Source organism: Mariniluteicoccus flavus, assembly GCF_054776655.1.
The window spans coordinates 58,952-80,859 of sequence record NZ_BAAHBN010000012.1 but is presented as its reverse complement, the minus strand read 5'-3'; the positions used below and the strand labels follow the sequence as shown (position 1 = coordinate 80,859).

General features: G+C 71.1%; 18 protein-coding genes and 1 pseudogene. 4 read left to right on the top strand and 15 right to left on the bottom strand.

The genetic code is table 11. The features are described from left to right. Positions 1–7: 7 nt before the first annotated feature. Entirely contained in the window at positions 8–916 is a 909-nt protein-coding gene (locus tag ACYVAG_RS15515; RefSeq protein WP_460771140.1) for a universal stress protein, read from the bottom strand. A gap of 31 nt (positions 917–947) precedes the next feature. Further along, complete coding sequence (locus ACYVAG_RS15510) at positions 948–1,364, bottom strand: pyridoxamine 5'-phosphate oxidase family protein (protein ID WP_460771138.1); 417 nt, start codon at positions 1,362–1,364, stop codon at positions 948–950. A 72-nt stretch (positions 1,365–1,436) separates the two neighbouring features. Between ACYVAG_RS15510 and ACYVAG_RS15505 the strand changes: the two genes are divergently transcribed. After that, entirely contained in the window at positions 1,437–2,933 is a 1,497-nt protein-coding gene (locus ACYVAG_RS15505; RefSeq protein ID WP_460771136.1) for a gluconokinase, read from the top strand. A 6-nt stretch (positions 2,934–2,939) separates the two neighbouring features. Here the strand turns inward: ACYVAG_RS15505 and ACYVAG_RS15500 are convergent, their stop codons facing one another. The 3 genes from ACYVAG_RS15500 to ACYVAG_RS15490 are packed head-to-tail and all read right to left on the bottom strand — an operon-like array spanning position 2,940 to position 5,840. Next, the gene (locus ACYVAG_RS15500) at positions 2,940–3,857 is read right to left on the bottom strand and encodes a T3SS (YopN, CesT) and YbjN peptide-binding chaperone 1 (RefSeq protein ID WP_460771134.1); all 918 of its coding nucleotides are present in this window, start codon (positions 3,855–3,857) and stop codon (positions 2,940–2,942) included. A gap of 59 nt (positions 3,858–3,916) precedes the next feature. After that, positions 3,917–4,861 carry a hydroxymethylglutaryl-CoA lyase gene (locus ACYVAG_RS15495; protein ID WP_460771132.1) on the bottom strand — a complete coding sequence of 315 codons (945 nt, stop codon included), beginning with the start codon at positions 4,859–4,861 and terminating at the stop codon, positions 3,917–3,919. Between the two features lie 40 nt (positions 4,862–4,901). Next, entirely contained in the window at positions 4,902–5,840 is a 939-nt protein-coding gene (locus ACYVAG_RS15490) for an AEC family transporter (protein ID WP_460771130.1), read from the bottom strand. Positions 5,841–5,889: 49 nt separating this feature from the next. Here ACYVAG_RS15490 and ACYVAG_RS15485 point away from each other — a divergent pair, with 49 nt between their 5' ends. Further along, complete coding sequence (locus tag ACYVAG_RS15485) at positions 5,890–7,215, top strand: acyltransferase family protein (protein ID WP_460771128.1); 1,326 nt, start codon at positions 5,890–5,892, stop codon at positions 7,213–7,215. A 24-nt stretch (positions 7,216–7,239) separates the two neighbouring features. Then, complete coding sequence (locus ACYVAG_RS15480; RefSeq protein WP_460771126.1) at positions 7,240–8,529, top strand: hypothetical protein; 1,290 nt, start codon at positions 7,240–7,242, stop codon at positions 8,527–8,529. A gap of 206 nt (positions 8,530–8,735) precedes the next feature. Here the strand turns inward: ACYVAG_RS15480 and ACYVAG_RS15475 are convergent, their stop codons facing one another. From ACYVAG_RS15475 to ACYVAG_RS15465, 3 genes are all read right to left on the bottom strand, one after another. After that, positions 8,736–11,612, bottom strand: a complete 2,877-nt coding sequence (locus tag ACYVAG_RS15475) for a vitamin B12-dependent ribonucleotide reductase (protein ID WP_460771124.1) — start codon at positions 11,610–11,612, stop codon at positions 8,736–8,738. Positions 11,613–11,709: 97 nt separating this feature from the next. Next, positions 11,710–12,189 carry a transcriptional regulator NrdR gene (nrdR, locus tag ACYVAG_RS15470; protein ID WP_460771122.1) on the bottom strand — a complete coding sequence of 160 codons (480 nt, stop codon included), beginning with the start codon at positions 12,187–12,189 and terminating at the stop codon, positions 11,710–11,712. Between the two features lie 286 nt (positions 12,190–12,475). Beyond that, positions 12,476–12,844, bottom strand: coding sequence for a hypothetical protein (locus ACYVAG_RS15465; protein ID WP_460771120.1), 369 nt, complete (start codon positions 12,842–12,844; stop codon positions 12,476–12,478). A 270-nt stretch (positions 12,845–13,114) separates the two neighbouring features. Between ACYVAG_RS15465 and lexA the strand changes: the two genes are divergently transcribed. Then, a complete protein-coding gene (gene lexA, locus ACYVAG_RS15460) occupies positions 13,115–13,897 on the top strand; it encodes a transcriptional repressor LexA (protein ID WP_460771118.1) in 783 nt (260 codons plus the stop codon). A 43-nt stretch (positions 13,898–13,940) separates the two neighbouring features. On the opposite strand, the pseudogene ACYVAG_RS15455 reads toward lexA, so the two are convergent. The 7 genes and pseudogenes from ACYVAG_RS15455 to dapF all read right to left on the bottom strand — a co-directional run bounded on the left by ACYVAG_RS15455 (position 13,941) and on the right by dapF (position 21,897). Next, a pseudogene (locus ACYVAG_RS15455) lies at positions 13,941–14,503 on the bottom strand (ABC transporter ATP-binding protein). Next, positions 14,500–15,585: a FecCD family ABC transporter permease gene (locus ACYVAG_RS15450; protein WP_460771116.1), complete on the bottom strand. Its 1,086-nt coding sequence runs from the start codon at positions 15,583–15,585 to the stop codon at positions 14,500–14,502. The pseudogene ACYVAG_RS15455 and the gene ACYVAG_RS15450 overlap by 4 nt, the downstream one beginning before the upstream one ends. After that, positions 15,582–16,769, bottom strand: a complete 1,188-nt coding sequence (locus ACYVAG_RS15445; RefSeq protein ID WP_460771114.1) for an ABC transporter substrate-binding protein — start codon at positions 16,767–16,769, stop codon at positions 15,582–15,584. Before ACYVAG_RS15445 ends, ACYVAG_RS15450 begins: the two co-directional genes overlap by 4 nt. A gap of 60 nt (positions 16,770–16,829) precedes the next feature. Next, complete coding sequence (locus ACYVAG_RS15440; protein ID WP_460771154.1) at positions 16,830–18,752, bottom strand: ATP-dependent DNA helicase; 1,923 nt, start codon at positions 18,750–18,752, stop codon at positions 16,830–16,832. A gap of 153 nt (positions 18,753–18,905) precedes the next feature. Next, on the bottom strand, positions 18,906–19,427 hold the full coding sequence (locus ACYVAG_RS15435) for a hypothetical protein (protein WP_460771112.1): 522 nt from the start codon (positions 19,425–19,427) through the stop codon (positions 18,906–18,908). 72 nt (positions 19,428–19,499) lie between these two features. Beyond that, positions 19,500–20,990, bottom strand: coding sequence for a GTPase HflX (gene hflX / locus ACYVAG_RS15430; RefSeq protein ID WP_460771110.1), 1,491 nt, complete (start codon positions 20,988–20,990; stop codon positions 19,500–19,502). An 88-nt stretch (positions 20,991–21,078) separates the two neighbouring features. Then, entirely contained in the window at positions 21,079–21,897 is an 819-nt protein-coding gene (gene dapF, locus ACYVAG_RS15425) for a diaminopimelate epimerase (protein WP_460771108.1), read from the bottom strand. Positions 21,898–21,908 lie beyond the last annotated feature (11 nt).

The following is a 21,908-nucleotide window of genomic DNA, read 5'->3' as shown; positions in this document are numbered from 1 at the left end:
CGTGGGGTCAGCGTTCCCGGCGGTGTTTCGCCGGGTAGTGCCGCACCAGCGCCAGCGGGCAGGCGCCGTGGGCCATCAGCGCGCGGATCGTGGCCCCCGGGGAGAAGCCGGGCAGCCCCACACCATGGACGCCCAGCACCAGCAGGTCGAACTGGGGCATGCGGGCGGTCAGCTCGTCGACGGGATGGGCCGCCACGACCGAGGTGTTCACCTCGACCGACCCGTGTTCGGCGCGCAGCGGCGCCAGGAGGTCGGCGATGCCCTCCCGCGCCGCGACCACGTGGGTCTCCTCGCGTTCGCGGCGGTTGCGGATGTCGGCGAAGAAGCCCGTCGGGAGCTCGAAGGCGTGGACGACCTCGAGCCGCGCACCGCGTCGGCCCGCCTCCTCGAACGCGTACGCCAGGGCGTCGCGGCTGCGGTCGGTGCCGTCGATGCCGACGCCGACGACGCCGAGGTCGCCCGTGCGGTCCTTGTGGGACGCCGCCGAGACCATGACGACCGGGCAGTGGGCCGTGGCCGCGACCCCGACCGAGGTCGACCCGACGAACAGGCGCTCGAGACCGCTCATGGCCCGCCGGCCGACGACGACGGTCGTGGCCTGCTCCGACAGGCGCGTCAGCACGGCGCTGGGATTGCCCATCATCACCTCGGTGGTCAGTCGAGCCTCGTCGGCCCCCATCTCCAGCGCGTACGCGCGCGCCTCGCTGGTGGCGTGTTCGCCCGAGTCGCGCAGCAGGCTGGGGTCATAGACGACACCCCAGGCGCCGGCGAGGACGGCGTCGTCGACGGCGTGGACGAGGTGGAGGTCGGCGTCGATGAACTGCGCCTCGCGGACGCCGTAGGCGACCGCGCGACGGGCGTCGTCGGAGCCGTCGACGCCGACGATGACGCGGCGGCGGGAGTCGAGGTCGGGCATGGGGTTCCCCTTCCGTGCGGTGGGTCCCAGCCTAGTCCTCGGAGGCCACGATGCGCCCGGAAACCCCCTCGATCGCGACCACGATGAACAGGTTGCGATCGTTCCCCGCCCACGGCGCCGGACCGTCGTGGCTCCAGAGGCCGACCAGGGCGTCCGGATCAGTCGGGGACGACGCCGTCCCGCGCGCCATGACGCTCCACCCGGTGCGGGTCTCGGTGTCGAACTCGTCGATCTGGACGACCACGCGGGCGCCCGTCCGCAACTCGGCGAGGATGCTGCCGGGGGCGGTGCGGAACACCACGGTGTCTCCGTCAACGCGGTAGGTCACCGGGATCACCTGCGGGCCGACGCTGGACTCCCAGCCGATGCGCGCGATGGTGTGGGTCCGCAGCAGGTCGCGGCACTCGTCGTCGGCCAGGGTGGTGAAGTGGCCGAAACCGGTGTTCACGTCGCGCCTCCTGCTCGGGATTCGTCGCCACACTACGCCATGCGCCCGTCGGACGGGGGCTAGGCTCGCGGCATGGCCAAGTCGTCCTTCCGCGTCGAGCTCGAGCACGCCGAGCACCCCCTCGTCCTGGCGCTCGACGTCGGGTCGACCGCCACCCGCGGCTGCCTCTACGACGCCCACGGCCGCCCGGCCGGCAACCGGGTGAAGGTGGCCCATGCGTTCGTCACGACCACCGACCGTGGCTCGACCATCGACCCCGACCTCGTCCTCGGCGAGGTGTGCGAGGTCATCGACGGACTGCTCGACCAGCCGGGCGTCGACCGGGTGGCCGGCGTCGCGATCGACACCTTCGCCTCGTCGCTCGTGGGGGTCGACGGTCTCGGCCGGGCGCTCACCCCGTGCTATACGTACGCCGACGCCCGCTGCTCCGCCGAGGTCGACCACCTCCGCGCCGAGGTCGACGAGGCGGAGCTGCAGCAACGCACCGGCACCCGCCTGCACACCTCCTACCTCCCGGCGCGCCTGCGCTGGCTGGCCGCCGTCGACCGGCGCCGCTTCGACCACGTGCAGCGCTGGGTGTCGCTGAGCGAGTACGTCCACCTCCACCTCATCGGGACGACCGGGGCCGGCACGTCGGTCGCGGCCTGGTCGGGCCTGCTGGACCGGCGTACGGCCGCCTGGGACCCCACGATGCTCGCCCTGGCGGGCATCGACGTCGATCGGCTCAGCCGCGTCCACCATCCCGACCAGCCGCTGGTCGACGCGGGAGGGTCGACCGGCGACCGATGGCCTGCGCTCCGCGCCGCCCAGTGGTTCTGCGGCGTCGCCGACGGATTCGCCGCCAACGTCGGGAACGGCGCGGGCGACGCCACGACGATGGGCCTGTCCGCAGCCACCAGCGGGGCCGCGCGGGTCGTGGTGCCGGGCGTGCCGGACACCGTGCCGTCGGGCCTGTGGTGCTATCGCGTGGCCGGTGACCGGTCCATCGTGGGCGGGGCGATGAACGATGTCGGCCGGGTGGTCGACTGGCTCGACGAGACCCTGCGACTGCCGTCGGAGGAGGGCGCGCTCGACGCGCTGCTGACAGCCGAGCCGTCCGACGTCACCCCGCTCGTCCTCCCCTATCTCACCGGCGAACGCGCCACCGGCTGGGCGAGCTCGGCCCGCGCGCACGTCTCCGGCCTCACGGTGTCGTCCGGCCCCGAGGCCATCGCCCGGGGCGCCCTCGAGGGGGTCGCCCTGGTCTATGCGCGCATCGCCGCACAACTGCGCGACGTCTCCCCCGACGTCGTCCGCGTCGTCGCCAGCGGGCGCGTCTCGCAGGACCTCCCGGGCCTGCTGCAGCTCGTCGCCGACGCGCTCGGCACCCCGGTCACGCCGGTGACCATCAAACGCGCGACACTGCACGGCACGGCACTGCTGGCCCTCGAGACCCTGGCGCCGGACGCGGAGCGTACGCCGCCGGACACCGGACCGACGCTGGAACCCGCCCCGGGGCGGGTCAACTATTGGGAGGAACGACGCGCGCGCTTCGCGGAGGCGTACGCGGCGCTGGTGGCGCAGGGCTGAGCCCGCTCACTCCTCGTCGAAGACCGTCCGACCCTTCAGCTTCGCCGCCAGCTGGTCGTCGATGCCGTCGGCGACCTCGCTCATGATGCGCACGGCCTGGTGGAGGTGGGCCGGCACGAACGGGTGGGCGAAGATCGAGCTCGTCACGAACACGCGGTCGCGGATCAGTTGGAACTTCACCAGCCGCACCTCGGTGTTGAGGTCGGACAGGATCTCCATCGCGCGTGACCGGCCCTCGACGTCGTTGACCAGGCAGGCGAAGACGATGATCTCGCGGTGGTCGGCCGTCGTGCGGAGGAACAGCATCGTCGAGCCCACCCGGATGGCGAAGTCGCCCTCGGTGTCACGCAGCGGCTGGTGGCCGAACATCTCGGCCAGCTCGGCCTCGATCATGTCGTCGAGGTGCTCATGGTTCACCGGCACCGTCGCCACGATGTCCTCGGGGTCGAACTCCGAATAGCCCTCCAGCGGCTCGTCGCGCGGCTGGAGGATCTCGGCGAGCTGGTCGGGGGCGAGGAACACCGGGTGCTGGATGCCGTAGACGTCGCGCAGAGCCTCGACGGTCAGGCGCGCGAGCCGGTCGGAGTCCTCCTGGTCGTCCTCGAACCAGAAGTTGGGGGTCGGGCGCGGGCCCTCGCTCGTCGGCGGGTGCCAGCCCTGCTTCTCGAGCTGGTCGAGCTGGGCCGATCCGAGCTGGTAGTCCTCACCGAGCACACCGTTGCTGGCCGCCTCGGCGCGCACGACGTCGCGGCTGATGCTGTGGAACCGGACGAACGGCACCGTCTCGGCGCTCGTCGCGACCGAGCCGATGGTGAGGTCGGACGTGTCGTCCATGACCGAGACGACCTCCGACAGCCTTTCCTGGAACGACGCCCAGGCCTGCGCGGTGCTGCGGTCGAGGTCGAAGTCGTCGTACTCCGGCACTGGCGTTCTCCTCCGTCTCGCCCCAGGGGTGTGGTCGCACGGGGCCGTTGGTTGCGAACCTAGCGAACGCCGAGCGCCCGCACCACCCGCGACGGGCTGGGTCGGCCGAGTTGTTCGGCCATCCAGACCGAGGTCGCCACGAGGCGATCGAGGTCCACCCCGGTGGGGATGCCGAGCCCCTCCAGCAGCCAGACCAGGTCCTCGGTCGCGAGGTTGCCGGTCGCCGACTTCGCGTACGGGCAGCCGCCGAGCCCACCGGCGGACGCGTCGAACTCGGTGACGCCCTGCTCGAGCCCGGCCAGCACGTTGGTCAGCGCCTGCCCGTAGGTGTCGTGGAAGTGCAGCGCCACCTGGTCGACGCCGACGCCCGCAGCCGCGCAGGCGTCGAGGACCGCGCGTACGCCGCCGGCGGTCCCGACGCCGATGGTGTCGCCCAGGCTGACCCGGCGTACGCCGAGGTCGAGCAGGCGGCGGGCGATCGCGGCCGGCCGAGCCGGGTCCACCGGACCCTCCCACGGATCGCCCCAGCACATCGAGACATAGCCGCGGACCGACAGGCCCGCCTCCAGAGCCCGGGTGACGACGGGCGCCGCCATCGCCAGCGCGCCCTCGACCGTCGAGTTCCAGTTGGCCTTCGCGAACGACTCCGTCGCGCTGACGAACACCGCGATGTCGCGTACGCCGGACTCGAGCGCCCGATCGAGGCCGCGGTCGTTGGGCACGAGGACGGGACGCGGTCCGCGGCCCGGGTCGATCCCGGCCAGCACCTCGGCCGCGTCGGCGAGCTGTGGCACCCACTTCGGCGAGACGAAGCTGGTGGTCTCGATGGTGTGGAGGCCCGCGTCGGCGAGGCGTCCGACGAACGCGATCTTGGTCTCTGCCGGCACGACGGCCTTCTCCGCCTGGAGGCCGTCGCGGGGTCCGACCTCGTAGATCGTCACCGCGGTCGGGAGGTCGGGGCGCGGGCGTGGGTCGGGGAACGCGGGACGGTCGGGCTCGGACATGGGAGCAATCTAGTCCGGGTCGCCCGCACCGGGGCGGGATCTAGCGAGGATGCAGCGCCAGAGCGATCGTCAGCAGGACCGGGATGGAGGCGATCGTGGTGAGGAAGACGACGTCGCGGGCCAGCACGACGCCGGCGCGATACTGCGTGGCGTTGACGAAGACGTTCTGGGCCGTCGGCAGGGCGGCGATCACGGTGATCGCCATGACCTCGGCGGGCGCGAGATGCCAGGCGTGCGCTGCCAGCGCGTACGCCAGCAGCGGCTGGGCGACCAGCTTGAGGCCGACCAGCGTCGCCAGCTGGGCGACGGGTTCGCCGCGTCCCGGACGGGGACCGAAGCGCAGCGAGATGCCGAAGGCGAGCAGGTTGGCCGGCACGGCGAACCCGCCCAGCAGGGTCAGGGGCGCGTCGAGGGCGGCCGGGAGATGGGTGCCGGTGAGGGCCAGGCCCACGCCGATGAGGGTGCCGATCGTGAGGGGGTTCCGCAACGGCCGGAGGACGAGCCGCCACGGGGTGAGGTGCGTGCCGCGCTCGCGGGCGGTCGCGACGTCGAGCACGGCGAGCCCGAACGGCTGCAGCAGCATCAGCTGGGTGAGGAGCATCGGCACCACCCGCGTCGCGTCGCCCAGGACATAGGCGGCCATCGGCAGGCCGAGGTTGGCCGCGTTGACATAGGACGCTCCGAACGCGGCGACCACGGTGTCCGGGACCGTACGCCGCCACGCGAGGCGCGCCAGGAGCACGGCGGTGACGCTGACGACGAACACCGACAGCAGGCTCACGGTGAGGTGGGCGCTGAAGATCACCCGCACGTCGGTGCGCGAGAGCATCGTGATGAACAGGGCCGGCATGGCGGCGTTGAACGACACCCGCGCCAGGACCTGCTGGCCACGCTCGTCGACGATCCCGAGCCGGGCGAGCAGGTAGCCGACGCCGATGACGACCCCGATGGTCGCGAAGCCGATGGCCACTCCCGTCACGCCCACACCCTAGGGGCTCGCGTGGACGCGATCTGGCTAGAGTCGCCGCATGGAACGCGCCGGGGGCCGTGAGCGCAACGTCGTGATCGACGCCGCCCGCGTCCTGTCGGTCGCGGTCGTGGTCGTGTTCCACATGGCGCTGTTCCGCGCGGGATTCGGTCCCGACGGCGCGCTGCGGGCGAGCGTGGCCGAGCCGGGCGTCCCGGGGGCGGTGCTGAGCTGGTTCGTCCAGGTCATGCCGCTGTTCTTCGTGACGGGCGGCTATGCCCACGCCGTGGTCGTCGACCGCGGCCGGGAGCGCGGGGAGGCGTACGCCCACTATCTCGCGGCGCGGGCGCGGCGCTTCATCGGCCCCCTCACGAGCTTCGTGGCCATCCTGGGCCTGCTCGCCACCGCGGTGGCGTGGGCGGGCTGGCCGAAGCCCGCGGTCTTCGTGAGCTCGAGCCTCACCAAGGTGCTCTGGTTCCTCACCGTCTATCTGTTCATCGTGACCGTCGCCCCCCTCATGGTGTGGCTGCAGGACCGAGCGGGCGCGGCCACGTTGGCCGGACTGCTGGCCGGGGCCGCCGTCGTCGACGCGGCGTCGTTCGCGCTGGCCGCCACCGACGCGCGGGCGGGCCTCGACCTGCGCCACCTCAACCTGGTCTTCGTCTGGTTGTTCTGCCACCAGCTCGAAGTGGTGTACCACCGGGGGTGGTGGCGTACCTGGAGCCCCGTGACGTGCATGCTCACGACGATCGCGGCGATCGGCGCCATCGTGGTGCTGGTCGGTCCGGGCGACTACCCCTATCCCGCCGTCGGCTTCGGCGACCGCACGGTCTCGAACCTGCTGCCGCCGACGGCGGCCATGGCGCTGCTCTGCCTCGCCCAGGTCGGCGTGCTTGCGCTGGTCGACCGTCGGCGCTGGCCGGGCCTGCGTACGCCGCGGGCGACCCGGGTGCTGGCGACCCTCAACGCGCTGCTGATGACCATCTATCTGTGGCACGTCCCGGCGGTCTCGATCGGCATGGGGGTGTGGCTGCTGGTCGTGCGCGCCCTCCCCCAGCTCGACTCGTGGTGGCTCTCGGCGGTGGTCCAACTGGCCATCGGACTGCCGCTCCTGGCGTTGTGGGTGCCGCGAGTCGCCCGGATCGAACTGCGGCTCATCCCGCCGCTGGGGCCGCGTCCGTCACTGGCGGACGGGCTCGGCGCGGTCGCCCTGCTGCTGGTCGGCACCGGACTGGTCTGGCGCAACGGGCTCGCGGTCCACGCCGCCAGCCCGTACGCGGCCCTCGGCGTCGCTGTCATCACGATCGGGTCGCTGCTGCTGAGACGCGCCTGCGATGCGGGCCGGGCTGGCCCGCAGGGCGCGGATAGTGGTGTCATGGAACGTTGACGTGTCACCGAAGAAGGAGGCCCCATGTCCCATCCAGGCGGACCCCAGAACGGCCAGGGAAGCTGGCCGTCCGTGCCCCAGGGCGGGCCGGGCGGACCCGGTGGACAGGGCGCTCCCGGGTGGGGACCCGGTCCGGGTTCCCCGCAGCCCGGTCCCGGGTTCGGCCAGCCCGGTCCCGGATTCGGCCAGCCCGGTCCCGGATTCGGCCAGCCCGGTCCCGGACCGCAGGGATCGTGGCCGGGCGGGCCCGGCCAGGGGTTCCCCACCGGTCCCCAGCAGCCCGTGCCTCCGCCGCGGCCGCCGAAGGACCCCGCGGCCGCGGCTCGCACCAAGAAGATCGTGCTCGGAGCCATCGCCGCCGTGGTGGCACTCGTGGCGCTCCTGGTCGGCATCTTCGCCTACCAGGCCAACCAGAAGAAGCTCGCGGCCCAGCGGGCCGAGGAAGCGCGCGTCGCCGAGGAGAACCGTCAGAAGGCGTCGGCAGGCGACACCGTGAAGGCGTTCTATGACGCCCTGGTCGCGGGTGACGTCGACAAGGCCCTCGCGCTCGCGGCGGCCCCGCCGTCGGGGGCGACCGACCTGCTGACCAAGGAGGTCCTCGCCGAGGCCATGAAGAAGGCCCCGATCACGGGTCATACGGTGACCCCGGGGTCGGTGACGCCGACGTCGGCGACGGTCACGGCGGCGTACAGGATCGGCGAGAAGTCGATCACGACGGCCCACGAGCTCGTGAAGTCCGGCGACGCGTGGAAGCTGAAGGCCACCAGCGCCGAGGTCGGCGTCGGCTCGAGCGGACCCAACCGCCTGGTCAACGGCAAGGAGGTCAAGCCGGGGCGCTACCAACTGTTCCCCGGTGGCTATGCGGTGACGAGCACCAACCCCTTCCTGGAGGTGAAGAGCGGCGAGTTCGTGGTCGAGAGCGTCGGCGAACCCAACGCCGACTCGCGTCCGACGTTCGCCGTCAACGAGAACGGCAAGCGCGAGGCCGTCGAGGCCGCCAAGCGGGCCCTCGCCGACTGCCTCAAGCGCAAGGAGCTCACGCCGTCCGGGTGCCCGATGATCCGGTGGCGCGCCGACGACGGCACGGTCCCGGACCTGAGCTCGCTCACCTACACCCTGAAGAACGACCCGTGGGCCAACGTCACCCCGCTGGCCATCGGCACGACGGTGCGGTTCACGATCACCACCACCATCTCCATCGGCGGCAGCGGCACGAAACAGGGGCGGAGCGCCACCCTGAGCGGCACGGCGACCAACGTGAACAGCGCCCGCATCGACTTCTCCACGGGCCAGCCGCAGGTCACCTTCACCTGACCGAACCCTCGGCTCCGCCTCGGGCCCAACTCGTGCACACGAGTGCACGAGTTGGGCCTGTCGCCCGGCGTGTCGACGCAACCCTGCACACACGACACCCGGCGTACGCAGGCCGCGACACCTCGCGTACGCGACCCGCGCACCCGCCCACGACGCACGTACGCCCCCTCCCGATCGCTCGGGAGGGGGCGTACGCGTGGTTCAGGTCAGCTGCAGCCGCTGGTCGAGCCGCAGCCCTCGCAGACATAGCAGGAGCCCGACGGGCGCATCTTCGTGCCGCAGGTGAAGCACAGCGGCGCGTCGACCGTGTTGCCGGTGATCGACTCGAGCAGCTCCGCGGAGGTGTGGGCCTCCGACGGCGCCCGGCGCACCGAGGCCGACGACGTCGGATCGGTGAGCTTCGTCGGGTTGGCCGTGACGGGGTCGGCGTCGGTGTCGACGTTGTCGCCCGCGTCGTTCTTCAACGACTCCGACTCGATCTGCTCCTCGTCGGCCTCGTCGACATAGCTGCCGGTCTCGACATAGCGGGCCCGCTCCGAGGCCGTGTAGATGCCGAGCTCGGCGCGCTCCTCGAACGTGAGGTGGTCGAGCGCCAGGCGCCGGAAGACGTAGTCGATGAGCGACTGCGCCATGCGGATGTCCGGGTCGTCGGTCATGCCGGCCGGCTCGAACTTCATGTTGGTGAACTTCTGCACGTAGGTCTCGAGCGGCACGCCGTACTGCAGCGCGATCGAGATCGCGATCGAGAAGGCATCCATCACGCCGGCCAGGGTCGAGCCCTGCTTGCCGAGCTTGATGAAGACCTCGCCGAGGCCGTCGTCGGGGTAGGAGCCCGAGGTCAGGTAGCCCTCGGCGCCGCCCACGGAGAACGACGTGGTCTGGCTCGGACGCTTCTTGGGGAGGCGCTTGCGGCGGGGACGGTATTCGACCACCGGAGCGACCTCGGCCTTCGGCTCCTCCTTCTTCTTGCCATCGGACAGCGGCTGGCCGACCTTGCAGTTGTCGCGATAGACCGCGAGCGCCTTCAGGCCGAGCTTCCAGCCCTGGCGATAGACGTCGGCGATCTCCTCGACCGACGCCGACTCGGGCAGGTTGACCGTCTTCGAGATCGCGCCCGACAGGAACGGCTGGACGGCCGCCATCATGCGGACGTGGCCCATCGGCTTGATGGCGCGCTGGCCCATCGCGGTGTCGAACACCTCGTAGTGCTCGGTCTTCAGCCCGGGCGCGTCGATGACGTGGCCGTTCTCGGCGATGTATTCGACGATCGCCTCGGCGGTCTCGTCGGCGTAGCCCAGCTGCTTGAGCGCGCGCGGGATCGTCTGGTTGACGATCTGCATCGAGCCGCCGCCGACGAGCTTCTTGAACTTGACCAGCGAGAAGTCCGGCTCGATGCCGGTCGTGTCGCAGTCCATCATGAAGCCGATGGTGCCGGTCGGCGCGAGCACCGACGCCTGGGCGTTGCGGTAGCCGTTCTCGATGCCCAGCTTGACGACCTGGTCCCACTCGGTGGTCGCAGCCGTGTGGACCGCGCCGTCGACCGGGGACAGCGTACGCAGCTCGTCGTTCGCGGCCTGGTGCTTGCGCATGACGCGCTGGTGGGCGCTGGCGTTGCGGGCATAGCCGTTGTAGGGGCCGACGATCGCGGCGAGCTCGGCCGAGCGGCGGTAGGACGTGCCGGTCATCAGCGACGTGATGGCGGCGGCGAACGCACGCCCGCCCTCGGAGTCGTAGCCGTGGCCGGTCGCCATCAACAGGGCGCCGAGGTTCGCGTACCCGATGCCGAGCTGGCGGTAGTTGCGCGTGGTCTCGCCGATCGACTCGGTCGGGAAGTCGGCGAAGCAGATCGAGATGTCCATCGCGGTGATGATGAGCTCGACCGACTTGGCGAACTTCTCCGAGTCGAAGCTGTTGTCGGGCGTGATGAACTTCAGCAGGTTCAGCGACGCGAGGTTGCACGACGAGTTGTCGAGCGACATGTATTCCGAGCAGGGGTTCGACGCGGTGATGCGGCCCGACTCGGGGTTGGTGTGCCAGTCGTTGATCGTGTCGTCGTACTGGATGCCGGGATCGGCGCACTCCCACGCCGCCGTGGCCATCTTGTCGAACAGCTCGCGGGCGTCGACGGTCTCGACGGTCGAGCCGTCCGTACGCGAAGTCAGCGCGAAGTCGTCGCCGTCCTCGACCGCACGCATGAAGGCGTCCGACACCCGGACCGAGTTGTTCGCGTTCTGGTATTGCACCGAGGTGATGTCGCGGCCGCCCAGGTCCATGTCGAAGCCGGCGTCGCGCAGGGCGCGGATCTTGTTCTCCTCGCGCGCCTTGGTCTCGATGAACTCCTCGATGTCGGGGTGGTCGACGTCGAGGACGACCATCTTCGCCGCACGACGCGTCGCGCCGCCCGACTTGATGGTGCCGGCCGAGGCGTCCGCACCGCGCATGAACGAGACCGGGCCCGACGCGGTGCCGCCCGAGGTCAGCAGCTCCTTCGACGAACGGATGCGCGACAGGTTCAGGCCCGCACCCGAACCGCCCTTGAAGATGAAGCCCTCTTCCTTGTACCAGTTGAGGATCGAGTCCATCGAGTCGTCGACCGACAGGATGAAGCACGCAGAGACCTGCTGGGGAGACGTGGTGCCGACGTTGAACCACACCGGGGAGTTGAACGAGAACACCTGGTGGAGGAGCATCCACGTCAGCTCGTGCTCGAAGACCTCGGCGTCGACCTGGGTCGCGAAATAGCCGTGGTCCTCGCCGCCCTTGCGGTATTGCTTCACGACCCGGTCGATGAGCTGCTTCAGGCCCTGCTCACGCTTGTCGGAGCCGACCGCGCCGCGGAAATATTTCGTCGTCACGATCGTCGAGGCGTTCATCGACCAGAAGTCGGGGAACTCGACACCGCGCTGCTCGAAGACGTTCTCGCCGGTCTTCCAGTTGGTCTGGACGATGTCGCGACGCTCCCACGTCACCTCGTCATAGGGGTGCACCCCCTCGGTGGTGTAGACGCGCTCGATCGTCAGGCCCTGGTGGCCCGTCGACTTCGCGGGGGCCTTGCGGCCCGTGCCACGGGTGGTTTCGGTCATCGGTTGCTCCTCTGGTGCGGGTGGTTCGTGCTCGTGCGGCGGGTGGTGGTTCAGGACGTGCGTGGTCGAGTGGTGCGTACGCGGAACGCGGCGGCAGTCAGGCCGGCGCGGGCTCCAGTGGGAGCCCGGCGGGACTCTCGCGGCGGAGTGCCTCGATCTCGGACTCGAAGTCCTCGACCGAGTCGAACTGGCGGTAGACGCTCGCGAACCGCAGGTAGGCGACCTGGTCGAGCTCGCGGAGCGGGCCCAGGATGGCGACGCCGACCTCGTCGGCCGGGATCTCGGGCTGGCCGCTGGCGCGGAGGGTCTCCTCGACCTTCTGGCCGAGGCGAGCGAGCTGCTCCTCGGAGACGGGGCGGCCCTTGCAGGCCTTCCGTACTCCGCTGATCACCTTGTCGCGGTTGAAGGGCTCGAGGACCCCCGAGCGCTTCGCGATGACGATCTGCATCTGCTCGAGCGTCGTGAAGCGTCGCTCGCACACGGGGCACTGGCGACGGCGCCGGATGCTGGCACCGTCGTCGGCCGCGCGCGAGTCGAGCACGCGCGAGTCGGTGTGCCGACAGTAGGGACAGTGCATGCGACGCCTCCTTCCCTGCGGTGGCGCACGCCCCCTGTGGACGGATCCGGAGGTTTCTGGGGATAACCCTGTGTGCGCCGATGTGGACAGTGTGTGGATACCAACCACTAGTTGTGGACAAAGCACAGCCTTGTAACTACTAGATGTAGGTATCGTAGGCATCGTCAGGCCCCAATGCAATACCCGGCGCGTCGCGTGTCCCGCGCTCGCTCCACGGCGTCGATCACCGATCGAAACGACAGCGCCCCGGCCGCGGGATTCACGGCCGGGGCAACTCTCGTCGAGGTCAGCGCAGCGCGGAGACCGCCGCCGGCTCGGACATGACGCGGGCCGCGGTGGCGCCCACACAACCCAGCGAGACCATCACGACCAGGGTGACGAGGGCGAGAACCAGGGCGAGGCCGCGGTCGGTCAAGCGGGTGACCACCACGGGCGCCTCCCCCACCGACACGCGGGGGCGAGCGACGGGTCGCCCGGCGGAGCAGGCGTGGGTGGACGACTGGCCGGCGGCGGCCAGCGGCACACCCTTCAGGGTGGGGGCGCCCGGCCGCACGCTGCGGTCGATCCGGACGGCAGGACCCGCAGGCGTGGGGCGACGCTCGGGACGGCGCGCGCGAATGGGTGCCTGGCGGCGATCAACGGCGAGAGCGGTCATCGGAATCTCCTCGGGAAGTGATCGAACGGGTGTTCGATGAGTTCATTTGTAGCCCAGATCCGATTCGTACACAAGTCCTGTTCAGGAACAGGTGTTCGAACCGCGATCCAGTGCCCGAGCAGTCCATCAGGGGGGTCTGACAATTTCTGGGGACGGCGCGTCGCGCAGCCCCCGACCGCCCCGAGGGACCCGAACACGGCCCGGAACAGACCTCGCGACACACTCGAACAGATGTTTGATTGGTGCTCGCGTGGGCCCTACTGTTGAGGCATGGCAGATCGCGACACCACCCAGCCCCCCGGCCCCGCGAAGGCCCCACGACGACGTGGCCGCCCGACCCGCGAGGACGTGACCGCCCAGCTCATCGAAGCCGGCGCGTCGGTCAGCGCCCTCCCCGACGGCCCCACCGACGCCGACGGGCTCACCGCGCGCCAGCGGCGCATCCTCGAGGTCATCAAGTCGGCGGTCGAGACGCGGGGCTATCCGCCGAGCATCCGCGAGATGGGCGAGTCGGTGGGGCTGGCGTCCCCGTCATCGGTCTCCCACCAGCTGAAGGTGCTCGAGCAGAAGGGCTTCCTGCGACGCGACCCCCATCGCCCCCGCGCGCTGGAGGTCCTGCTCCCCCAGGCCGACCCCGACACGTCGTTCGACGCCACCGGCGTCAACGACGCGTTCCCCGACGCCGTCCGCGTGCCGGTCGTGGGCCGCATCGCGGCCGGCGGTCCCATCCTCGCCGAGGAGCGCATCGAGGACGTCTTCGCCCTGCCGAAGCAGCTCGTGGGCGAGGGCACGGTCTTCCTGCTCGAGGTCAGCGGCGACTCGATGATCGACGCGGCCATCTGCTCCGGCGACTGGGTCGTCGTGCGTCAGCAGCAGACGGCGAACAACGGCGACATCGTCGCGGCGCTGCTCGACAACGAGGCCACCGTCAAGACGTTCAAGAAGGACGGCAGCCAGGTGTGGCTGCTGCCCCACAACGAGGCCTACGACCCGATCGACGGCAACCACGCCTCGATCATGGGCAAGGTCGTGGCGGTCCTGCGCCGGGTCTGACCCCGTCCCGCAGACGTCAGAAGCCAGCCCGCGGCCAGGCTCCTCAGGCCACCGGCCCCCTGGCCGCGATCTGCGTGGCGCCGTCACGCGCATACACATCGGCCTCGACCCGCCACGTGGCACGGAGCCGGTCCGCGGTCAGGGCCTCCGACGGCGCGCCGACCGCGACCACGATCCCTCGATCCAGGACCACGACGGTGTCACAGAACCGGGCGGCGAGGTTCAGGTCGTGCAGCGCGACGACGGCCGTTGCACCCCCGCGATCCACACGCCGGCGCACGACCCCCAACACGCCGAGTTGGTGGTGGAGGTCGAGCGCACTCGTCGGTTCGTCCAGCAACATCAGGCTCGGGTCCCGCACCAACATCTGGGCCACGCCCACAAGTTGACGCTGGCCCCCCGACAGCTCGCCGAGCCAGCGGTCGGCCAACGCCTCCACCCCGACCTCGGCGAGCGCTGCGCCAGCACCTTGATCAGCGTCGACTTGCCGGAGCCGTTGGGCCCCAACAGCCCGACCACCCCCGCATCGAGCCGTAGGTCCAGCCCGTCGAGAACCCTCCGCCGTCCGTACGCGGCGGTGACCCCGCGGATGTCCAGCCCGCTCATCGGGTTCCCCGTCCCGGGCGGGTGAGGACCAGGCCCACGAAGACCGGGACGCCGACCAGTGCGGTGAGGATGCCGACCGGGACCACGACTCCGGGCACGATCACCTGGTTCGCGGCGTGGGCGGCCGACAGGCGGGCGGCGCCGGCGAGCATCGAGCCCGGCATCAGGAAGCGCTGGTCCTCGCCCACCAGGGCCCGGGCGATGTGGGGACCGACCAGGCCGATGAACCCGATGATGCCGACGAACGAGACGGCTGCGGCGGCCAGAAGCGACACTCCGACCAGGGTCCACACGCGGACGCGGCCGACGTCGACCCCCATCGAGGCCGCGCGGGCGTCGCCCAGGCGCAGTGCCGTCAGCCGCCAGCCGTTCGCCCAGAACAGCGGGACCAGAATGACCAGGGCCGCCCCCAGGATCGCATTGGCCGGCCAGGTGGCCCGCGTCATGGAACCCAGGCTCCAGAACACGATCTGCTGGAGTGACTCGGTGCTGGCGCGATACTGCAGCAGCGCCAACAGCGCCTGGAACCCGAACACGAGCGCGATGCCGAGCAGCACCATCGTCTCCTTGGTCGCGCCACGCCAGAGCGACGCCCCCGCGATCACCCCGCTCGCCACCAGCGCCATGACTGCGGCCGACATCGTGAGGGTGTAGGCGCCCAGGACCGGCAGCACCACGCCGGTCACGATCGCCAGGGCCGCCCCGAAGGCGGCGGCCGCCGACACGCCCAGCGTGAACGGCTCGGCGAGCGGGTTGTCGAGGATCGTCTGCATCTGTACGCCCGCCAGTGAGAGCGCCGCGCCGACCAGGACGGCCAGCAGGGCCGGTGGGAGCCGCAGGTCGAGCACCACCGTACGCGTCCGCGCATCGGTCGCGGGGTCGGTCAGGACCGCCACCACGTCGCCGAGGCCGATCGGCAGGGGCCCGACCACCATCGAGACCCAGAAGGTCACGACGACGGTCAGCGCCAGCCCCACCAGCACGAGTGCCCGCCGGCGACCGCGTCGCCGCCAGGCGGCCAGGGGCGCGTCCGCGGCCTCGGGGGCGTCGGGACGGGTCCGGGCAACATCGGCCACGGTCACCGGCCCTCGCCGAGGCTCACCAGGAACGTGCCCTCGGCCCGGAAGGGCATGAAGCGCTCGTGGAACTCCTCCCACGTCCGCTGGGGGTCGAGGTCCGCGAAGGTCTGCGGCTGCGACCAGCGCGCGAAGGCCTGCAGCGCGACGAAGTTGAACGGCGAGTCGTAGAACTGGTGGTAGATGGCGTGCACGCGTCCTGACGAGTACGCCCCCAGGTGCTCGAACCCGGGCTGTGCGCGCAGCGCGGCCACCGAGGCGCGGGCGGAGGCGGGGTCGGCGTCATAGCTGAGGCGCACGTACGACGTCTTCGCCTTCTCGTTCAGCTTCTGTCCGCCCCACTCGCCGCCGGTCGCGATGACGCTCTCCGGCGCGGCGGCCAACACCTGTTCGGGCGTCAGCACGCCCTCGTCGCCGGGAAGCAGCCCCGTGCCGATGTTGCGACCGCCGGCGGCGTCGATCATGCCGCCGAAGTTCGCACGGCCATAGGTCGAGCAGCAGGCGGCCAGCCCCGGCGCGCGCCACAGGAAGACGCTGGGGCGCGGGTTCACCTGCGCGCCGCGGGTGGTGACGGTGTCGGTCTGCTTCGCATACCAGGCCAGGAACTCCTCGGCCTTGGCCTCCCGACCCAGGATCGCCCCGAGCAGGCGGATCGAGGGCGCGGTGTTCTTGAGGGGGTCGAGGCGGAAGTCGGTCACGACGAACGGGAGGCCCGCGCGGTCGAGCTGTCCGACGAGCCCGTTCTTCTCGGCGCCCCGGAAGGCGTCCAGGGTGAACAGCAGCACGTCGGGGTGGTGGGCCAACAGGCCCTCGACGCTCAGGTCGTTCGCATACACCGACCCGATCGTCGGCAGGTCCTTCGCCTTCGGGAAGTGCTGATGGACCCGCGCGGAGATGTCCGGCGCCGCCCGCTGGAGGTCGGTGCCCCACGCCACGACCCCGCGGAGGGGGTCCTCCTTGTTGAGGATGAGGGTCGCGTACACCGCCCGCGACTCGCCCATGACGATCCGCTCGGGGCGCTTCGGCAGGGTGACCCTTCGCCCCGCCACGTCGGTGAGCACCAACCCGCTGTCCGCGGGCGGCGCGGCGGGGGACGACCCACCGGCCGTCAGGCCGCAGCCGGCGAGCAGGAGGGCGAGGGGCAGCAGGAGGCCGAGGATGAGGCGGTGGGGTCGAACAGGCGAGCGCACGAGGGTCCTTTCAGGGCGGACAGCCCTCGCAACCTAGCGCCTAACCTTAGGCAGGCCAGCCTAATCAGAGCGTCCGTCCTGCAGCCGCTTCAGCGCCTGTACTGCTACCTCGCGATCGGTCGTCATCCACATGTCCGGCATGCTCGCCCGCAGGAACGTGCCGTAGCGCGCCGTCACCAGCCGTGGGTCGAGGATCGCCACCACTCCCCTGTCGCTGGCGCGCCGGATCAGCCGACCGGCGCCCTGGGCCAGCAGCAGGGCCGCGTGACCCGCCGCCACCGACATGAACCCGTTGCCGCCCGCCTCGGCGACCGCCTGCTGGCGCGCCTGCATCAGCGGGTCGTCGGGGCGGGGGAACGGGATCTTGTCGATGATGACCAGCTCGCAGGTGTCGCCCGGCACGTCGATGCCCTGCCACAGCGAGACCGTGCCGAACAGGCTGGTGTCGGGCTCGGCCACGAACCGCTTCGTCAGCTCCGAAAGCTGGGCGTCGCCCTGGCACAGGATGGTCTGCTTCGGCAGGTGCTTGCGCGCGTACGCGGCCGCCAGCTCCGCGGAGCGCTGCGACGCGAAGAGCCCGAGCGTACGCCCGCCCGCGGCCCAGACGAGCTCCGCGACCTCGGTGAGCACCTCGTCGGTGATGCCCTCGCGGCGCGGGGGCGGGAGGTCCTTGCCGACGTAGAGGATGCCCTGGCGGCGATAGTCGAAGGGCGACCCGACGTCGATGCCGCGCCAGGTCATCGCCTCACCGCTGGGCTCGGGATGGTCGCGTCGCTCGGTCCGCGCGAGGCCGACCGATCCGGCGGCCTGGCCGAACTCGCCGCCGACTGTCAGGGTCGCCGACGTGAGCACGGTGGTGACCTCGCCCAGCACCTTCTCCCGCATGAGCCCGGCCACGCTGAGCGGCGCCACGCGCAGCTCTCGCCCGAAGCGCTCGCGGTCGTTGACATAGACGACGTCGTGCTCGCTGAGCGCCGCGACGCGTTCGGCGACGTCGAAGACTTCCTTGACCGCCGCGGCGGCCTGGCGCTGGTCGTTCTCGGCGTCCTTGCTGGTCATGGCCGACACGGCCCGGCGGGTCACGTCGCGCAGGGATTCGCACGCCCGCACGGCGGCCGACTCGGGGTCGGTGACGCGCTCTGTCGGGACGGCGTCCAGGGCGTCGCGCAGGGCCTCGGCGGCGTCGAGGAACTCGAGGCCGAGGTCGTCGTCGAGCCACGAGGTGGCGCGGCGGCCCACGCGCTCGACCTGCTGCGGGCTCAGCTCTGCACTCGCGGCCCCGGTCACGCGCGACACCAGCTCGTGGGCCTCGTCGATGATGACGTGGTCGTGCTCCGGCAGCGCGGTGCCGCCGTGCATCGCGTCGATCGCCAGCAGCGCGTGGTTGGTGACCACCAGGTCCGACTCGCGGGCCTTCTCGCGGCTCTTCTCGACGAAGCACTGCTCCCCGTAGGGGCACCGCTGGGCGCCGAGGCACTCGCGTACGGGCACCGAGACCTGCGCCCACGCCTTCGCGCCGTGGGTCGGGGCGTCGTCCCGATCGGCGAGGCCGCCGTCGGTCAACTCCCCCTCGGCCCAGTCGCGGAGCGCCAGGACCTCGGCGCCCACGACCGACTCCGACGTCTGGCCGCTGGCCCGCAGAGCCTCGACGACCTCACCGGAACCCAACAGCGCGTCCTGGTCCTCGGCCTGGTCGCGCACGCGCAGGAGACACGCGTAGTTGCTGCGCCCCTTGAGGATCGCTGCGCGCGGCCGGCGCCCGGTCGCCTTCTCGACGGCCTCGAGCGCCGACGGGATGTCCTTGGAGGCCAGCTGGGCCTGCAGCGCCAGCGTCGCCGTCGCGACGACCACGCGCTCCTTGGGGTGGTTCGCCACGCGGGTCAGGGCCGGCGCCAGATAGCCCAGCGACTTGCCGGTGCCGGTGCCGGCCTGGACCAGGAGGTGCTGGCCGGTCTCGAAGGCCTCGGCGATGGCGTCGGCCATGGCTCCCTGGCCGGGGCGGGTCACACCGCCGATCCCGTCGACGGCGGCCTGCAGGACATCGCGGTGGTCGGCGGGCTTGCTCACCCGGCAAACCTACAGGTCCGCGTACGCCGGTTCCGGCCGCGAACCGGGTTATCCACAGGGCTGTTCGGGTCAGGTGGTGAAGACCCTCACCCAGACGAGGACCGACCCGTCGGACTGGTCGGCCCGTGCGTACTGGCGATAGGTGGCGTCGACGTGCTGCTGCTCCGTACAACGCGCGGGGCCTCGGCCCGGGAACTTCCCGCAGTCGGATCCTCCGACAGGTGGCCAACCCGCGACGGACTGCTCCCATTGCGCCACGCCGGGGGCGGGGACCAGGAACGTCGCCTCCAGGTGCCAGTCCTGGAAGCTGTCGTAGCGCGACTGCTCGATCACGGTCCCTGGCGGCAGGTGCATGCCCGTGACGCGGGTGATGAACTGCGGGGTCAGTTCGGTGCAGCTCGTGCCGAAGTCGCTCTTGCACCGGCCGTCGGCAGTCCGGTGCGGGATGCTCGCCCAGACGAAGGACAGAACGACGGCAGCGACGACCAGCAGGAACGACAGCACCATCAGCCCTCCGCAGCCGACCCCGATGCGGATGGGCCAGGGGTTGCGGCCGCGAGGACCGACCGTGATCATCGGCGGTTCCGTCATGGATCGAAGGTAGCCACGAGAGAGCTCGGTCCGCGTACGACCACGGTCGCGGACTCGGGGCGCGAGCCCGCCCTACTCCGCGTACGCCGCCAGCTCCGCAGCCAGCTCGGGGTGGACCCGCGCCACGACCCGCGTGCCGTCGGCCGTGTGCTCGCTGGTGACGAACTCGCCCGACTGGTGGATCTGGTTGATCAGGTCGCCCCGCTCGTAGGGAACGAGGGCGCGCACCTCGACCTCCGGCCGCGGCAGGCGCCCGTCGACGACCTCCTTGAGCTCGCCGATGCCGGCGCCCGTCCGCGCCGACACGAAGATCGCGTCCGGGTGCTTCGTCCGCAGGGCCTGCAGCGCCTCGGGCGTCGCCCGGTCGGTCTTGTTGATCACCAGCTGCTCGACGCGATCGCCAGCGCCGATGTCGTTCAGGACCGTGCGTACGGCCGCGATCTGGCCCTCCGGGTCGGCGTCCGACCCGTCGACGACGTGAACGAGCAGGTCGGCCTCGACCGACTCCTCGAGCGTGGACTTGAACGACTCGACGAGGTCGTGCGGCAGGTGGCGCACGAAGCCGACGGTGTCGGTGAGCGTGTAGACCCGGCCGTCGCCCGTCGTCGACCGGCGCGTCGTCGGGTCGAGGGTCGCGAACAGCGCGTCCTCGACGAGCACGCCGGCCCCGGTGAGCCGGTTCAGCAGCGACGACTTGCCGGCGTTGGTGTAGCCGACGATCGCGACCGACGGGATGCGGTGGCGACGGCGCTCGGCGCGCTTCGCGTCGCGGGTCGAGTCCATCTCGCGCAGCTTGGCGCGGAGCTGGGCGATGCGGGAGCTGATGCGGCGGCGATCGGTCTCGATCTTCGTCTCGCCCGGACCGCGGCCGCCGATGCCGGCACCGCCGGCCGCCCGACCGCCGGCCTGGCGCGACAGGTTGCCGCCCCAGCCGCGCAGGCGCTGCTTCAGGTAGTTCAGCTGGGCCAGCTCGACCTGGGCCTTGCCCTCCACCGACTTCGCGTGTTGGGCGAAGATGTCGAGGATCAACATGGTGCGGTCGACGACCTTCACCTTGATGCGGTCCTCGAGGTTCCTGAGCTGGGCCGGGGCGAGCTCGCCGTCGCAGATGACGGTGTCGGCGCCCGTCGCGATGACGACCTCGCGCACCTCCTCCACCTTGCCGCGGCCGATGTAGGTCGCCGGATCAGGCTTCGATCGCTTCTGCACCAGGCCCTCCAGGACCTGCGAACCCGCGGTCTCAGCGAGCTGCTTCAGCTCGGCCATGGAGTTCTCTGCGTCGACCTCCGACCCGTTGGTCCACACCGACACCAGCACGACCCGCTCGAGCAGGAGCTTGCGATATTCGACCTCGGTGATGTCGTCGAGCTCGGTCGACATGCCGGCCACGCGCTTGAGCGACAGGCGGTCCATGAGGTCCTGCTGGTCACCGTCGAAGCCGCCCTCCTCGGGGTCGGCCGCGTCCGGGTCATCGGCGTCGGAGAACGCCCCGTCGCGGAGGTCGTCGTCGTCCGGCTCGTTGGCGGGATCGAAGGAATAGAAGGCGCTCTGGCGTGCTGTCATATTCCGACCATTCTCCCACGCGGCGAGAAATCGCGCGAGGGAGTTTGCTTCGACTCGCTGGCGCTCGCTCAGCCAGCGAACGCCTCCGTCAGTCGTCGCGGTCGGGCAGCTGCACCGTGCCCTGCATGACGATGACCGCCGGCCCCGTCATGTACGCCTGCTCCCCCAGTTCGATCTGCAGCACCCCGCCGGGCACGTGCACCTTCCAGGTGTCACCGCCGCGGAGGCGTCGCGCGGCGACGGCCGCGGCCGCGACCGTGCCTGTCCCGCACGACCGCGTCTCCCCCACCCCGCGCTCGTGGACCCGCATGCGGATGCGGCCCTCGCCCGCCGGCTGGATGATCTCGACGTTCACGCCGTCGGGGAAAACCTCGGGGTCGTACGCGGGCTGCCGCGTCAGGTCGTAGGCGTCCACGTCGTCGACCACACACACCACGTGGGGATTGCCCACGTCAGCCGGCGTCCCCACGAGTTCCTGCCCGGCGATCGTCACGGCGACCTCGCGGTCGTCGACCGACACCGCACCCATGCCGACCCGGATCAGGCCGCTGGGCTCGAGCGTCGCCTCGCGGAGGCCCGCCCGCGTACCGATCGGGATGGTCAGCGCATCCGTCAGACCTTCCTCCGAGAGGAAGCGCGCGAACACGCGTACGCCGTTGCCGCACATCTCCGACACCGACCCGTCGGCGTTGCGGTAGTCCATGAACCAGATGTCGGGATCGCCGTGCCACTCCGCGATGTGCTCGGCCTTGATGGCCCGCAGGAGCCCGTCGCCGCCGATGCCGGCGCGGCGGTCGCAGAGGTAGCGCACGTCGGCGGCCGAGGGGTCGAGCATGCCGTGGCGGTCGGCGATGATGACGAAGTCGTTCTCCGTGCCGTGCCCCTTGGCGACCGTCCAACTGCGCATGGCTTCAGGCT

Coding starts and splice junctions, on each gene's coding strand:
- ACYVAG_RS15440 (WP_460771154.1), bottom strand. CDS start 18,752: ATGGCCGACGCCATCGCCGAGGCCTTCGAGACCGGCCAGCACCTCCTG.
- ACYVAG_RS15475 (WP_460771124.1), bottom strand. CDS start 11,612: ATGACCGAAACCACCCGTGGCACGGGCCGCAAGGCCCCCGCGAAGTCG.
- ACYVAG_RS15480 (WP_460771126.1), top strand. CDS start 7,240: ATGTCCCATCCAGGCGGACCCCAGAACGGCCAGGGAAGCTGGCCGTCC.
- nrdR (WP_460771122.1), bottom strand. CDS start 12,189: ATGCACTGTCCCTACTGTCGGCACACCGACTCGCGCGTGCTCGACTCG.
- ACYVAG_RS15465 (WP_460771120.1), bottom strand. CDS start 12,844: ATGACCGCTCTCGCCGTTGATCGCCGCCAGGCACCCATTCGCGCGCGC.
- ACYVAG_RS15435 (WP_460771112.1), bottom strand. CDS start 19,427: ATGACGGAACCGCCGATGATCACGGTCGGTCCTCGCGGCCGCAACCCC.
- ACYVAG_RS15505 (WP_460771136.1), top strand. CDS start 1,437: ATGGCCAAGTCGTCCTTCCGCGTCGAGCTCGAGCACGCCGAGCACCCC.
- ACYVAG_RS15485 (WP_460771128.1), top strand. CDS start 5,890: ATGGAACGCGCCGGGGGCCGTGAGCGCAACGTCGTGATCGACGCCGCC.
- ACYVAG_RS15495 (WP_460771132.1), bottom strand. CDS start 4,861: ATGTCCGAGCCCGACCGTCCCGCGTTCCCCGACCCACGCCCGCGCCCC.
- dapF (WP_460771108.1), bottom strand. CDS start 21,897: ATGCGCAGTTGGACGGTCGCCAAGGGGCACGGCACGGAGAACGACTTC.
- ACYVAG_RS15515 (WP_460771140.1), bottom strand. CDS start 916: ATGCCCGACCTCGACTCCCGCCGCCGCGTCATCGTCGGCGTCGACGGC.
- hflX (WP_460771110.1), bottom strand. CDS start 20,990: ATGACAGCACGCCAGAGCGCCTTCTATTCCTTCGATCCCGCCAACGAG.
- lexA (WP_460771118.1), top strand. CDS start 13,115: ATGGCAGATCGCGACACCACCCAGCCCCCCGGCCCCGCGAAGGCCCCA.